The sequence below is a fragment of the Paenibacillus sp. 1-18 genome, from assembly GCF_000520755.1.
Taxonomy (GTDB): Bacteria; Bacillota; Bacilli; order Paenibacillales; family Paenibacillaceae; genus Paenibacillus; species Paenibacillus brasilensis.
This window is the reverse complement of record NZ_ASSB01000269.1, coordinates 25,042-39,398: the sequence shown is the minus strand read 5'-3', so window position 1 is coordinate 39,398 and position 14,357 is coordinate 25,042. Positions and strand designations below refer to the sequence as shown.

15 protein-coding genes are annotated in these 14,357 nt (G+C 45.2%); 7 read left to right on the top strand and 8 right to left on the bottom strand.

What is annotated here, in order from left to right:
• Positions 1-113: 113 nt before the first annotated feature.
• On the bottom strand, positions 114-1,577 hold the full coding sequence (locus L693_RS0117095; protein ID WP_197029988.1) for a DHA2 family efflux MFS transporter permease subunit: 1,464 nt from the start codon (positions 1,575-1,577) through the stop codon (positions 114-116).
• Between the two features lie 135 nt (positions 1,578-1,712).
• On the opposite strand from L693_RS0117095, the gene L693_RS0117090 reads away from it, so the two are divergent.
• Positions 1,713-2,282 (top strand): TetR/AcrR family transcriptional regulator, encoded by a 570-nt coding sequence (locus tag L693_RS0117090; RefSeq protein WP_025718541.1) that lies wholly within the window; start codon positions 1,713-1,715, stop codon positions 2,280-2,282.
• Positions 2,283-2,470: 188 nt separating this feature from the next.
• Positions 2,471-2,722 (top strand): YolD-like family protein, encoded by a 252-nt coding sequence (locus L693_RS0117085; protein ID WP_007432418.1) that lies wholly within the window; start codon positions 2,471-2,473, stop codon positions 2,720-2,722.
• Positions 2,723-2,871: 149 nt separating this feature from the next.
• On the opposite strand, the gene L693_RS0117080 is transcribed toward L693_RS0117085, so the two are convergent.
• Entirely contained in the window at positions 2,872-3,201 is a 330-nt protein-coding gene (locus L693_RS0117080; protein ID WP_025718539.1) for a DUF3817 domain-containing protein, read from the bottom strand.
• Between the two features lie 305 nt (positions 3,202-3,506).
• Between L693_RS0117080 and L693_RS0117075 the strand changes: the two genes are divergently transcribed.
• Positions 3,507-5,366: a stalk domain-containing protein gene (locus tag L693_RS0117075; RefSeq protein WP_025718537.1), complete on the top strand. Its 1,860-nt coding sequence runs from the start codon at positions 3,507-3,509 to the stop codon at positions 5,364-5,366.
• 275 nt (positions 5,367-5,641) lie between these two features.
• On the opposite strand, the gene L693_RS0117070 is transcribed toward L693_RS0117075, so the two are convergent.
• Entirely contained in the window at positions 5,642-6,517 is an 876-nt protein-coding gene (locus L693_RS0117070) for a LysR family transcriptional regulator (RefSeq protein WP_025718536.1), read from the bottom strand.
• Between the two features lie 137 nt (positions 6,518-6,654).
• Between L693_RS0117070 and L693_RS0117065 the strand changes: the two genes are divergently transcribed.
• Both L693_RS0117065 and L693_RS0117060 read left to right on the top strand, forming a co-directional pair.
• Positions 6,655-6,945, top strand: a complete 291-nt coding sequence (locus tag L693_RS0117065) for a DUF1330 domain-containing protein (protein ID WP_025718535.1) — start codon at positions 6,655-6,657, stop codon at positions 6,943-6,945.
• Between the two features lie 19 nt (positions 6,946-6,964).
• Positions 6,965-7,759: an SDR family oxidoreductase gene (locus L693_RS0117060; RefSeq protein WP_025718533.1), complete on the top strand. Its 795-nt coding sequence runs from the start codon at positions 6,965-6,967 to the stop codon at positions 7,757-7,759.
• Between the two features lie 57 nt (positions 7,760-7,816).
• On the opposite strand, the gene L693_RS0117055 is transcribed toward L693_RS0117060, so the two are convergent.
• Together L693_RS0117055 and L693_RS29405 are read right to left on the bottom strand one after the other, a co-directional pair.
• Entirely contained in the window at positions 7,817-8,812 is a 996-nt protein-coding gene (locus L693_RS0117055; protein WP_231503684.1) for a sensor histidine kinase, read from the bottom strand.
• 16 nt (positions 8,813-8,828) lie between these two features.
• The gene (locus L693_RS29405) at positions 8,829-9,023 is read right to left on the bottom strand and encodes a hypothetical protein (protein WP_197029990.1); all 195 of its coding nucleotides are present in this window, start codon (positions 9,021-9,023) and stop codon (positions 8,829-8,831) included.
• Positions 9,024-9,044: 21 nt separating this feature from the next.
• On the opposite strand from L693_RS29405, the gene L693_RS31560 reads away from it, so the two are divergent.
• A complete protein-coding gene (locus tag L693_RS31560) occupies positions 9,045-9,206 on the top strand; it encodes an Asp23/Gls24 family envelope stress response protein (protein WP_269320853.1) in 162 nt (53 codons plus the stop codon).
• Positions 9,207-9,267: 61 nt separating this feature from the next.
• Here L693_RS31560 and L693_RS0117050 read toward each other — a convergent pair whose 3' ends face one another.
• Positions 9,268-10,440, bottom strand: coding sequence for an MFS transporter (locus L693_RS0117050; protein ID WP_025718530.1), 1,173 nt, complete (start codon positions 10,438-10,440; stop codon positions 9,268-9,270).
• 109 nt (positions 10,441-10,549) lie between these two features.
• Here L693_RS0117050 and L693_RS0117045 point away from each other — a divergent pair, with 109 nt between their 5' ends.
• Positions 10,550-10,855 (top strand): ArsR/SmtB family transcription factor, encoded by a 306-nt coding sequence (locus tag L693_RS0117045; RefSeq protein ID WP_025718528.1) that lies wholly within the window; start codon positions 10,550-10,552, stop codon positions 10,853-10,855.
• Positions 10,856-10,957: 102 nt separating this feature from the next.
• Here the strand turns inward: L693_RS0117045 and L693_RS0117040 are convergent, their stop codons facing one another.
• On the bottom strand, positions 10,958-11,914 hold the full coding sequence (locus L693_RS0117040) for an aldo/keto reductase (RefSeq protein ID WP_269320852.1): 957 nt from the start codon (positions 11,912-11,914) through the stop codon (positions 10,958-10,960).
• A gap of 146 nt (positions 11,915-12,060) precedes the next feature.
• A complete protein-coding gene (locus L693_RS0117035) occupies positions 12,061-14,340 on the bottom strand; it encodes an alpha-galactosidase (protein ID WP_025718525.1) in 2,280 nt (759 codons plus the stop codon).
• Positions 14,341-14,357: the final 17 nt, after the last annotated feature.

The following is a 14,357-nucleotide window of genomic DNA, read 5'->3' as shown; positions in this document are numbered from 1 at the left end:
TTGATGGGACATCCTTTACTTTTGAGTGTGAGGCAAAGCAGATGAGGTTCATACTGAAAAAAGGCTGCTTGACCGTGGAAATAAGGTCAGCAGCCTTTATATAGGTTTGTCAATTAGTGCATCGGAGCTTGAGCTGCTCCTTTTTTGACATGAACTCTGCGGATAAAGAAGGCAAGGATTAGCCCGATCACACTGACAATCATGGCAAAGAAAAATGAATGCTGGGATCCGAACACCATGGCATTCGCCATTTCGTTTACGGATTCAGGCATGCTGGATTGGCTCAAATAGCTTTCCATGCCTTTGGAGAGAATGCTTACTGCTATGGCTGTACCAATAGCACCAGCAACTTGCTGGAGCGTGCTCATAATGGCTGTTCCATCCGGGTACAGCTCCAGAGGCAGCTGGTTTAGACCATTCGTCTGAGCTGGCATCATGATCATGGATATCCCGATCATCAGGCAGCAATGAAGCACGATAATGAGTAAGATAGCTGATGTCGTTGTAATGCCGGACAGGAAAAACAAAACAGCGACAACGATCGCAAGCCCCGGGATGACGAGCCATTTGGGACCGAATTTATCGAACAGGGAGCCCATAATGGGAGACAAAAGACCATTGATAATCCCACCTGGCAGAAGCACCAAACCTGCTGTCAAAGCGGACAGGGCCAGCCCTTTTTGCAAAAAGAGCGGAAGAATTAACATCGTAGAAAGGATGGTCATCATACACAGGAAGATCATCACGACACCAATGACAAACATCGGATATTTAAAAACACGCAAATTCAGCATTGGCTGCTTCATTTTTAACTGGCGCATAGAAAACAGAATCAACGCGATCAACCCGATGATCGCAGGAAGCAAAACAACCGGGCTGGCCCAGCCTTCGCCGCCTTCTCCGGATTTACTGAAACCGAACACGACACCGCCGAAGCCGATGGAAGACAATAGGATAGACAAAATGTCAATTTTCGGCTTGGTAATTTTCGAAACATTTTGCATAAAGAAAATACCGAAGATTAACGAGAATACCAGGAACGGAAGGGAGATCCAGAAAATCCAGTGCCAGGACAGATTTTGCAGCACCAATCCTGCAATCGTAGGCCCAACCGCAGGTGCAAACATAATCACCAATCCGATGATCCCCATCGCCGCGCCTCTCTTTTCAGCCGGGAAAATGATCAGGATGGTATTAAACATCAACGGCAATAACAGCGCCGTACCAACGGCCTGAAGAATGCGTGCGATCAGTAGCACTGAAAATGTAGGTGCGAGCGCAGCAACAAGACAACCTGCAATAGAAAATAGTAACGATGCAACAAACAGCTGTCTTGTCGTGAAGGTTTGCAGCAGCAATCCAGATACAGGTACCAAAATACCAAGTGTCAGCAGAAAAGCTGTAGTCAGCCATTGGGCTGTTGTTGTCGTAATGTGCAAAATCTGCATTAAATCATTCAGCGCAATGTTCAGCGCCGTCTCACTAAACATTCCGATAAAACCACTAAGCAGCAGGGCAATCATAATAGGCAGCACCTTGAACGTTGTGGGTTCAGAAGGAGTGCTTGTTTGACTCATTGTACTCATGTTGTTTTTGTTCCTCCAATATATTGATGGGTATTGAATTATAACGATCGGTCTATATATAATAAACATGCTATTATTTTTTTGTCAAAATAAAATTTAAATATCATACAACGAAGGATGCTGTATATGGCTGCTAAACCCGAATCATATGAGAATATCGTACAAACCGCGTCGAGGCTCTTTTTTCATCAAGGGTATCACGCTACTGGGCTTAATCAGATTCTTGCAGAAAGTGGATCACCTAAGGGTTCTCTCTATTATTATTTTCCACGTGGCAAGGAAGAGCTGGCGTTAGAGTGTATTAGAAGAGGGAACGAGTTTATTAAGCAAAAACTGAAAGAGACTCTGGCAGAGAACGATGACCCCGTGAGGGCCATTCAGGAATTTATTCGCAATACAGCTGAGGAGGCAGATCGCTTCAGCTTTAACGGATTTATGCCGATTGGCTTTTGGACTGCTGCAGAAACTTCCTGCATTAGTGAATCTCTCCGCCATGCCTGTGTGAATACGTTTACAGATTGGCAGCATCTCTATATGGAGCGTCTTCAAGCGGCTGGATGGATGGAGGAAAAAGCGCGCAGTCTGGCAGTGCTCATTATATCCATGTTGGAAGGAGCTTTAATACTGGCTGTTACTCAACAGAGCAGTGCACCCATTTATAATGTGGTGGATTATATTCCACAGCTGATTAAATAATCTGAGCCTTCAAAACACTCCGAATAAGCTAGAACAGCCGCTTTGAGAGCCGAATTTCTTGTCTTGAGAAATCGGCTCCTTTTTATGTATCCGTGGATAAATTTTTACTCGGATTACCAGCACCAAATGATGAAAAGTATGGTAAAATAGAATGAATTTGATTTGTACGCAAGGAAGGGTGAACACAAGTGGCAAAGGCGAAGGTGGCCAAACGGCCTACTCGGGATGAATTTGTGCTGGAGGAAATCGGGAATCAGCTTGTAGAGGCACAACAAGAGCAATCAGAAGTCGTATTGACCGTTTGGGGGCGTGAAGAAGCAGTTCGCGGACAGATTGTCAAAATGGACCCAAGAACAGGGAGAGTTCATGTAGAGAATAATGGTGAGACGGATAAAGTTCCTTTTATGGACATCATGAGTGTCAATTACCCAAGAGACTAGTTAAGCTTACATAGTTAAGTAGAAGGAAAACCTAGATAATTAGTATTTTCACAATCTCTATACAAAAAACAACCGAGTGGTTTGAAGCCATCGGTTGTTTTTGTATAGAGGGCACATGAGAGATGAAGAGGAAGAAACCCCGTACATGCTTATGTAGCCTTTATTGGAGTAGTGCTATTGCCCCGTGCTTCAGCTTTTTTTAATACTTTACGATCAAAAATGAACGGCCCGAACGGCAGCAGCGAGGCAATCAAAGCCATGAGCCCTTGCAGTATTGTTATTTTCCGTAAAATCAGCATGACTACAATCGCAGCCACATAAGCCACGAACAGTACCCCATGAATCATCCCCACCCAGCTTACCATTTGCGGCATTCCGACTGCGTATTTAAGCGGCATGGCAATACATACGAGCAGTAAATATGAAATCGCTTCAATATTACCGATGAGACCAAAGGTCTTAAATGCATTTTTAAACATCATAAACCTCCTTTATTTTATTAGTTAAAATTTAATATAACCTACAAATTGATGCGGCAAGACGATAAAAAGTTACGAAATATCGAATATTTACAGCATCCCCAAGCGGATGTCTGAGTTCTCACTTATCATCAAAGAATGTGAAGCCCTAAACATTTTCTATGATAATTCCGATAACAGTTAAATGAACATGTAACCATTATGGTATACATTTTAAAAGCTAGGCTGCAGCAGGAGGATTTGTAGGCTTATTTATAATTATGAAGATTAAAATTTCTATACTGTTATCAAGGAGAGCATTGACCATGAATAAGAAGCATTTGCGCCAATGGATGGCTCCGTTCGCAACAGCTACACTGATTTTAAATACGGGATATGGAATTTGGGGAGGAACAGATGCGTTGGCGAGCCAAGCCGCTGCTCTGAGTGTTGCACCAGCAGAGGTAAGCAATCTGAATGCGGCTGCGTTAGATACAACAAGGGTGAATTTGTTTTGGGCTAATCCGTCGGACATTAATTTTGACCATGTAAAGTTGATCGGTGTCAGCAACGATGTGTATGTAGATAATATTAGAAGTAACTCTTATACTTTGAGCGGCTTACAGCCGGATACGACATATACCTTCCGAGTGAAGACGGTGAATAAGAGTGGAGATGAATCTCAAGGTACTACAATACAGGCCAAGACTGCTTCTACAAGCGCTCCTGTAGATAAGACACCCCCGGGAGAGGTAAGCGGATTGACAGTGGCGAATTTAGGGTATAACGCTTTTACCGTAAATTACATAATGCCCAAGGACGCTGACATGAGCCAAGCCATTATCTATTTAAATGGCAATGAAGTGCAGCGTACTACAGGGACGTCCTATACGTTCAGTGGATTAATTGCTTCCACAAACTATACAGTGATGATCAGGACTATAGACAAATCCGGTAACATATCCGGAGGAATCAGTATTCCGGTTACGACCTCAGCGCTCACCGTCGATACAGTGCCGGAAGTGACAGGAGCTACAGTAACATCGGTTAATAACTATAGCGTTACTGTTTCCTGGACGAGGCCTAGCGGAATTAGTACGGTAAGCTTATATCGGGATGGAACGCTGATAACAGACTCTACAGGAACATCCTATACATTCAACAATCTTTCGGCAAGCCAGACATACACGTTTATGATCAGGTCCAAGCGAAGCACAGGTGCATTGTCCTCCGGTGTGAGGCTGACTGCCACAACGAACAGCACGTCCTCCAATTCGTCAGAAGTATCCAATCTTGAAGTAGATAGCAAGAGCGATACCTGGATTAAAATCACCTACGATATGCCGAGTTCGGCTGAAAAAGTGAAAATATATGTTGATGGTGATTACAAGGGGACTACCTCCTCTGAATCCTACAAAATTACGGATTTGCGTGAAGGACGCTGGTATGAGATTAAGGTTACAACCGTTAATAGCAATGGAAGAGAATCTAGCGGTGTAAAGATTTCGGAACGTGCAGATAGCTACTCTTCGTCGTCGTCCAGCTCATCGAATTATGAGAAAGCAAGGGATTTGATGCGGATTGCGGAAAATAGTTTGAATGCCTCCGACTGGCGTTCTGCCAGAGATGCAATCAGTGATTTGCCGAGCGGGTCACGTAAAAGCGATCTGCTGGATCGGCTGGAAGCTATTCGCAATAGAGCGATTGGTACCAGCAGTTCATCGTCCGGGACGAGCCCAACTACAACGACTTCCGGTACAACGAACTCATACACGAACAATGCGTTTGCATATTCAAGCTCATTTATCCTGACACCAGGAGCTAGATCAGCTTATGTCGATGGTCGTGCTACAACGATAGCTCAGGCTCCGCGAATCATAAATGGGGTAACGATGGTTCCGCTGCGCTTTATTGGTGAACATGTGGGCTATCAGGTAAGCTATGATAAAGCAACTAAAAAGATCATTCTGAACCGTCCTGATGACGGCAATCAGGTGGTGCTTCAAGTCAAGAATACGACCCTTGCGGTGTACGAATTAAACAACTCCCGGAATTACTCGACGAACATCACAGCTCCGGTTATTATTAACGGCTACACGCTGGTTCCACTACGAGTTATTAGCGAGCTTTCGGGTTATCAAGTGAACTATAACACTGCATCCAAACAAATTACGATTACAAAATAAATGTATCTGTAAAAAAGAGTTCCATAGTGAAAACTATGGAACTCTCGACACTTTATTTTTTATTTGGGGAGACTCAACTTTTAAAACAAAAATCGATTTAAAACGATCTGAGGACCCATTTTTATTTGATCAAAATGGCCATTTTAAACCTCATTAAAAAAACAGGGGGTTTCTCGACAGCCTGAGAGTTCCATAGTGAAAACTATGGAACTCTTTTTATAAGTTTATTTAAACAATACACTGCCTATAGGACAGTTTTTTTGCAAACCCAACAATTAGTTACTCTGTTGGTCGATATAATCAATAAATCGCTTGGCTGCTGGAGATACATAGCGGTCTTTTCTCCATTTTAATCCTACTTCCCATTCCCAGCCCTCCTCCTGAATCGGAACCCATACAAGTCCATCGAGCATTAAGCCAAAGGTTTTGGGAAGTACAGATACCCCAAGCCCGGCTTTAATAAACCCCGCCACAGTGGGTAAATCTTCTGCATCAAAAGTGGAATCCAGCATAAAACCTGTATTTTCGAACCGGGAGGTTATGGTGGCTTTTAATCCGCAATTTTTCTTGAGACCAACGAAGGGTTCACCGGATAAATCAAACAAACTTAAAGAGGATCGGTTGGCAAAAGGATGCTGGTCAGAAACAACAATATACAAAGGCGTTTTTCGAATGACAATCCATTCATGATCATCCACAGTGGACTCTCTTGAAGTAATCATTAAATCGGAATGGCCTTTATCGAAGTGCTCGTTGATATCGCCCAGATTACCTTGTGTCAAATCAAAGCGTACACTTGGATTTGTGATCTGATAATCCCTGATTAACGCTGGAACCAGATCAATACCCAAAATGTTCAAATAAGAAATATGAATGACACCTTTATCAGGATTAGACCATTCGTTAATCTCCTGTTTTCCCTTTTCAAGATTTTTAAGCGCTTCTTCAACCCACTTGCTAAATATTCTCCCGTATCGGTTAAGCTCTACATTCCGGCCATTCCGCTCGAATAGAGGAATTCCGAGTTCATTCTCCAGCTTGGAAATCGCATGGCTTAATGCGGGTTGGGTTATGTTGAGCGCCTTGGATGCACTAGTCATATGCTGAAGACGCGCAACCGTTAAAAAATACTGCAATTGTGTAAGCTCCACTAGGAACACCTCTTAAACTATGAATAATAATAATAGATTTTATTAAAACTATAAATTAGACAATCAATTCACGTCAAGATTACAATAAGCTTGAGTTTGAGAGCCTTAACAAATAACAAAAGGAGATGTAATCCAATATGACGGCTTATGTAATTTTTATACGAGAGAAGACCAATGATCCGGAAGAACTCAAGATGTATTCCTCTAAAGCTCCAGCAGGGTTGGAAGGCCACCCTGTTACGCCACTTGCTGTGTATGGCAAGAATGAAGTCATCGAGGGTCCTGAAGCAGAAGGGGCTGCATTGCTGGAGTTTCCCAGTTTTGAAGCAGCAAAAGTTTGGTATTATAGTCCCGCCTATCAGGATGCCGTGCAGCACCGATTGAAGGGCGGAACCTACCGTGGAATGATTATTGAAGGAATTTCGTAAAAGGAGGAAATCAAATTTAATGGCTATTACTTATGCAAACCCAATGACTGAATTCGAAGATAAGAAAGTGCTTGTAACAGGCGGTACGAAAGGGATGGGAGAGAAGATTGCTCAAAGATTCGCGGCGGCTGGAGCAACCGTCCTGACGACTGCACGTTCTATTCCGGCTGAACTTGCTGATCCTAACCTGTTTGTTCAAGCAGACATTTCAACCCCTGAAGGTGTAGAAAAGGTTATTGAGGCAGTGAAAGAGCGTTTTGGAACCATTGACATTTTGGTAAATAACGTTGGGGGCTCTAATACGCCTCCAGGTGGTGCACTGGAAGTAACGGATGAGAACTGGATTGAAACCTTGAATTGGAATTTACTGGCTGCTGTGCGTTTGGATCGTGGATTGCTTCCAATGATGCTGGACAAGGGCAAAGGTGTAATCATTCATATTTCATCTATTCAAAGAAAATTGCCGTTGTACGAGTCTACTGTACCATATGCTGCTGCCAAAGCCGCTTTGACTAACTATAGCAAAAGCTTGTCCAAGGAGTTTTCTCCCAAAGGCATCCGTATTAATACCGTATCACCAGGGTTCATTCAAACCACTGCTGCTGACGCGATGATGGTGAATATTGCTAAGGTAACAGGCAGTGTGGAGAGTGCGCTTCAATCCGTAATGGATGCTTTGGGCGGCATACCTTTAGGCCGCCCTGGTTATCCGGAAGAAGTTGGCGAATTGGTGGCATTCTTGGCTTCAGATCGTGCGGGTTCCATTACAGGCGCCGACTATGTCATCGACGGTGGAACGGTTCCTACTGTCTAAGGCTATAATCATAGCCGATTATATCTGTAGCAGGGGATTAGCTTGGGTAATGGACAATCATGTCGATAATGGACTAATCGGAATTTCTATGCTTACCTGCCCGCCTCCTGTATCGGTGGAGTTAGCGATGTGCAGCGTTCCGCCATGCAGGTTGACGATAGATTTCGTAATGTACAGCCCCATTCCGTAATGCCCATTTAATCTTCTGGACGAGTCGCCCATATAAAATTGCTCAGCCGCCTGTTTGAGGGCTTCCCGGGAGAAGCCGGGACCCTCATCTATGACGGTGAACCGGATGCGGTCCAGGGTCGTTTCCACGGTCATCCGAATCTCGCTATGCTCCGCCGCTTGGTCTACCGCGTTGGAGGCAACATTCATGATGGCTCGTTCCAGTAGAACGGAGTCCGCATACAGCGTGTCAGGAAGGTTGTATACTCCGAACACTACGGATATTTTTTTGGCGGAAGCCAAGGCTAGTACCAGATCTTTTATTTTAGCCAAATAGAAGTCAGTATCAATTGTTTCCGCCCGCAGGGTGGCTGCTGTTTCCGCCTTTGTCATTTCAATGAGGGTCTTGATATACTGCTCCATCTGTTTGGTGCTCTCCGCTATATAATCGGTATACTCCTTTTGCTCCTCGGACTGCTCTGTTTCGGATAGCAGGTCTACATTCCCGCGAACGATGGTGAGCGGTGTTTTGACATCGTGTGCCAAGGCGGCAATTTGCTCTCGTCGGCTTTTTTCGAGATTCCACTGCTTCTGCAGTGAAGTCTTTAATGTTTCTTTCATTTTATCCATGGAATGGAGCACCTGATCGATTTCCATAACGCCACTGAGCTTAATCGAGAAATCCAGGTCCTGTGCTTGAATTTGCTGGGTGGCCTGTTGTAGTCCACTCATTTTGTGCGCCAGCTTTCGTCCGAAGGAGGAAGCCAGCAACGCAGCCCCCACCAAGAAGGCGATACAGAATACGACAAAAAAGGACAATTCCGAGTTCGGCATATACTGGCGCAGAATAGGGAGCTCAAACTGTGCCGCGATAGAGTAGCGCATCACAGTAACCTCATCATTATGCCGGACTTTTATCCAGGAGCAAATCTCCCTTAGGAACGGCAAGTCCATTGGGCAGCACTTTAATTACGGCGCACATCAATCGGGCTGGAATTGCATAAGGTACCGCCCACCACACGGTAGAAGTAGCAAACAGAATGGAGCAGGCTACGTTGCCCATCATGTTGATAATCAGGGTAGCAAACATCCCCATTCAGTAAGCCCGGACGAAACGATTATTGATCTAAAAATAGTCGTCGAATACGGATGCTCCATTCATGAAGTGGTCAGAGAGTTACAGCAAAATGTCATGGAGGATATGATTAATATGGCAGGGTTATTCACGATTGTGGTGAACGTCAAGGTGGAGGGAGTTGCTATTCAAAATAGTAGATAAAATGAAAGCCGAGCTGTTATTTTAGCCCGGCTTTTTAGATTTTTAAAATTGCTATGCCATTTTAGGAAGCAGATGAAGGAGAGGAGCTTGGTAAAACCCCGCTTCGCAGGAATAGGACCAGTGACATACTGAAACAAAGCACAGTAAAAAGACTGACGGAAATAAAACCACCCGTGTGAGCATACAGAATCCCCGCAGTGAAAGAGCCAACGGTCGTTCCGAAATACATCGAGGAGTTGGCGAGTGAAGAGATGGTTCCACGTGCTGTGGCAGACAGAGTTTGAAGCAAACTCATCATAAGCGGAAAAATCATTCCAAGGATGAAGAAGATCAGAAAATATGTAATTTCAACATAGGTTACACTAGGCAAGTATGGAAGCAGTAAATAAAGCAGGACGATGAAGATTACACCATACATAAAAGAGTGTCTAGGCCCCACTTTGTTAACCAGGCTGCTGCCGAAAAAACTGCTAATCGTATTTCCCAAACCCAGGAATAGAATCACGGTACCAATACTTGCAGTATTTAAGTTAAATTTGTCAGAAAGCCAGATGCCAATAAAAGAGAATGCAGCAAAATTTCCAAGTTGAAAGAGGAAATAGGCGAGAAAAGCAACCTTGGATGTCGAACTGTGCAGTAAAGAACGATATCTGCTCCCAATCGCGGCTGCTTTATGCTGTTGTTGAGCAGCAGGCATAGAAGGTAACAGAACAAAAGTAAGTAAAACGAGCAGGAAGGTGCAGCTGCCAATTATGATAAATGGTGTTTGCCATTTGACGGTAGCAAGATAGCTGCCGATGGGCACGCCCAGCATTTGGGAAATGGCCAATCCTGCGGTGACCACTCCCATGGCTTTTAAAATTTTATGCGGTTGAACCAGCTGCGGAATGGCAGCCCAGACTTGAGGCGAGGCAAAAGCGGCACTAATCCCAGCCAGAAAGCGAAAAGCAAACATGGTCCAAAAGTCAGCAGCAAAACCGCATAGCAGTGTGAACACACCGAAACCAAGCAAGCCCAATAGCAGCACTTTTTTTCGATTCCATCCATCTGACAGAGGCCCTGCAATCAAGGCAAACACGGCATAACCCAAAGCATAAGCCGCAACGATCCAACCCGACTGTTCGACAGAAATACCGAAAGTCTCGCGGAGGATCGGTAAAAGCGGAGATACAATAAACGTATCAGTTCCGATGAAAAACATAATAAAGAAAAACAAGGTGATAATTTTGTTCAAAGCGGATACCTCCATAATTTCGTTTATTCGAATATTTTCGAACATTAGAAATATAGCACCACTTATGCTATAATGCAACTATAATTCTTGTACGGGCAGGTGAAGGATTTTGAGAACGATGTATCATCCCAATGTTAATGAAATAAACCTATCCACCGTTTTATATGCGCTTAGTGACCAGATCCGGCTTAACATCATCAAAATTTTGGACAAAAACGGGGAGCAATCATGCAGCTCGTTAGATATTTCAGCTCCAAAGTCAACCTTGTCCCATCATTTCAAGGTTCTCCGGGAATCAGGAGTCATTCATACGAGATTGGTGGGAACCCAGCGATTCATTTCTATCCGATACGACGATTTGAATTCACGCTTTCCCGGTTTGCTGTCGGCTGTATTGCTGGGTATGGAGCAATAAAAAGCAGTCTGTCGATGGACAGCCTGCTTTTCCTTTAACGGACAAAATAACGAAGCTATAGAAGAAAACAAACGTTATTATTATATTTATTCGTTCTTTTATTTAAGCTCGTCTTCGGCGGGAGGGATTCAACCATTCAGGTTTCCAGATTTGTTCATTCTCATCTATTCTTATACCGGGAGATACTATTGTATCGATGGCATCCAGCAAATCTGGGCTAAGGCGCAAGGCCATTCCATCCAAAAACTGACTTAACTGCTCTGGTGTACGTGGACCCAGTATTGTTGGAGTGACGGCTGGATGGTTTTGAACAAACGCTACCGCCATATGTGCTAGCGTGATCCCAGCCTGATTTGCAGCTTCCTGCAATTGTCGGATGGTATCAAATTTTAATTTGTTTTGCGGTAATTCTGGATCAAGGGCAAGGCCAACAGAGCCTTTTAGACGCGCGGCCCTTGAATGACTGTCTGGAGCCTGTCCGGCTCTGTATTTACCCGTTAACAATCCTCCAGCCAGCGTGCCATAGGTCAATAATGCAAGATTATAACGCTGTGCCAATTCGGTGATATCCAATTCAATGCTCCGATTGATAATGGAATATAGTGACTGTTCGCTGATAAACCTCTGAAAATGATGACGGTCACTGACCGCCTGCGCCTCCATCAGCTGCCACGCTTGGTGATTAGAAGTTCCGATGTAACGAATCTTGCCTTCTTGGACCAGATCGGTCAGCACGCTCAGTGTTTCTTCGAATGAAGTCTCTGGCACAGGTTGGTGCAACTGGTAGAGATCAATATAGTCAGTTTGCAGCCGCTTAAGGCTCCCCTCTACAGCTTGCCGGACCCAGCGACGAGATGCCCCGCTTTGATTCAGCTTGTTACTAGATTCAGCTCCAAATTTGGTTGCTAGAATAACGTCATCACGTCTGTTTTTAATCGCCTGACCAATGATTCGTTCAGATTCTCCATCTGCATACCGATTAGAGGTATCTATTAAATTAATTCCCGCATCTAAAGCTTGGTGTATGATCTGTATACTGTCCTCTTTAGGGAATAATATATAATGGATTAAGTTGGGAAGTAATATTGTTCGGAAACGGGCAGATAACGGAATTATCCGCCTAATGATTAAACAAGGCAGGCCGATTATCCGGTCTGCCTTGTTTACATTTTTATATCGTCACTTTATGCTACTGGCTGCATCCGTTATCTGCGTGGGATAGCCTTAAGACGGAAGGTAGAGCTGGCAAAATCTCCCGTCAGATCCGAGACAACAAGTCCAATTTTCATTAGGCGGTCACCTCCAAAGATTTCGCCGCCGAACGCTGCTCGGAAGGGGGAACCGCCGTCTTCCATCAAGGTATTACCCCCATGATCTGTAGTGTTGCCCGTCGCTCCGCTTTCGATTGTATACTTTTTCTTCGAATCAAGTCCTTTTAGAGTTAATCGCCGGATTGGTCCGTTCGGCTCAGCCAGCACGCGGAAATAAGCGACAAATGCTTCAGATTGGTCCTCGCTAACAAACATCCATGCCGTATCGCCTCGGCTTTCAAAAGGGCTAAGAAGCCGATACATGTCCCCCTGCTGTACTAGGGAGCGAATTTCCTTGTACTGGGCGATTTGTTTGGCAGCGAGCTCCTTTTCCTCCTTTGTAAATACAGTAAGGTCAAGCTCGTAGCCAAAGTTGCCGCTCATTGCCACGTCGCCGCGTATGGCCAAGGAGGTGAGGCGTTCCACCTGGTGGTTCGGCACGCTCGATACGTGTGCCCCCATGGTGCTGGCCGGATATACGATGCTTGTTCCGTACTGGATAGCCAATCTTTCAATCGCATCGGTATCGTCGCTAGTCCATGTTTGCGGCATATAGTAGAGCATTCCGGGATCGAATCGACCGCCTCCTCCGGAACAGCTTTCGAACAAGATGTCCGGGAACCGGGAGGTGAGGCGTTCCAGCAGATCGTAAAGTCCAAGCATATAACGATGCGCGGTTTCCTTTTGCCGTTCGCTTGAAGCTGTAGCCGATGCAATCTCCGTCATATTACGGTTCATGTCCCACTTGACATAAGTAATCGGAGCGATCGAAAAAACAGAGCTAAGTGTATCGTATAAATAGTCGCATACTTCCTTGCGCGAAAGATCGAGCACCAGCTGAGATCTACCTTCAGTCCGCCGCCGACCCTCGGCATGCAGACACCAATCGGGATGCTTGCGGTACAATTCACTATCAGGAGACACCATCTCCGGCTCTACCCATAGCCCGAACTGTAATCCTTGTTCATTAACTCGTTTGGCCAGGTCGGCAAGACCCCCGGGCAGCTTGCGGCGGTCTTCAAACCAGTCTCCAAGTGAATTATCGTCGTTGTCGCGTTTGCCAAACCAACCGTCATCAAGAACAAACAGTTCAATTCCAAGGGGTCCTGCTTCCTTGGCAATCGCCTCGATTTTATCGGCATCGAAGTCGAAATATGTGGCTTCCCAATTGTTCACGAGAATCGGACGTTCTTTGTCACGGTAAGCCCCCCGGCACAGACGTGTGCGGTAGAGTCGATGATAGGTACGCGACATGCCCCCAAGACCTTCTTCTGAAAAGACCAGTACGGCTTCGGGGGTCTGGAATGACTGATCTGGTTCAAGTCGCCAAGAGAAATCAAAGGGATTGATTCCAATACTTACACGGGTCTGGTTGAACTGCTCTACTTCTGCCTGTGCGACAAAGTTGCTGCTATAGACCAGACTGAAGCCGTATACATTTCCACGATCTTCAGTTGCATCAGGACGAAGCAGTGCCAGAAAGGGATTCATCTGGTGACTACTGGAGCCCCGGCGACTTTCCAACCGAATGGCCCCGGGTCCGAGGTCGCGACGCTGGATATGTCTTTCCCGCACCCAAGCTCCGGACAGGTAGAGAGCTTGGTAGTTAGAATCGGCGAAATCGACAGAGGCGCTCATGGCTTGCTCAATATTTATGATAGCGCTTCCTTTATGCTCAAAAAGAGTAGACCGGGCAATAGCGCTGTGATTGGCAAATACAGTATAGAGCAGTGTGGTCTTAAGGCCCGAGTATTGGTCTTCAAGGATCAGAAAGAGAGTTGTCGCTTCATCATCTGATTCGGTATAGACGGCAGGAAGTCCCTCTAGCTTTGGTTTACCCTGTACAATGCGGTAGCCACTATATTTTAGCTCCGTAATCCGAGTTCCGTCCGCAAGTGCAGCCTGGTAAGCAGGCTGACGAAAATCACTTGTTCCATACTGAGGATATTCCTGGGGAAGCGTGTCCAAAGAAATCGTGCGGTTGGAAGGAACAGGATTGGGAGAGAAGGAGCAGCGCTCTCTAAGTTCCAGTACACTTGCCAGATTTTTGTCATGATGAAGCTGAGCTCCCCAATAGACATGTGCGGGATATCCTTCTACAAGTTGGATAATATAACTGCAATCCTTGGACTGCAGGTGAAACAAGCCAAGCGTCTCGTCTACATGAATATTCATGGTATTCACTCCTTGAG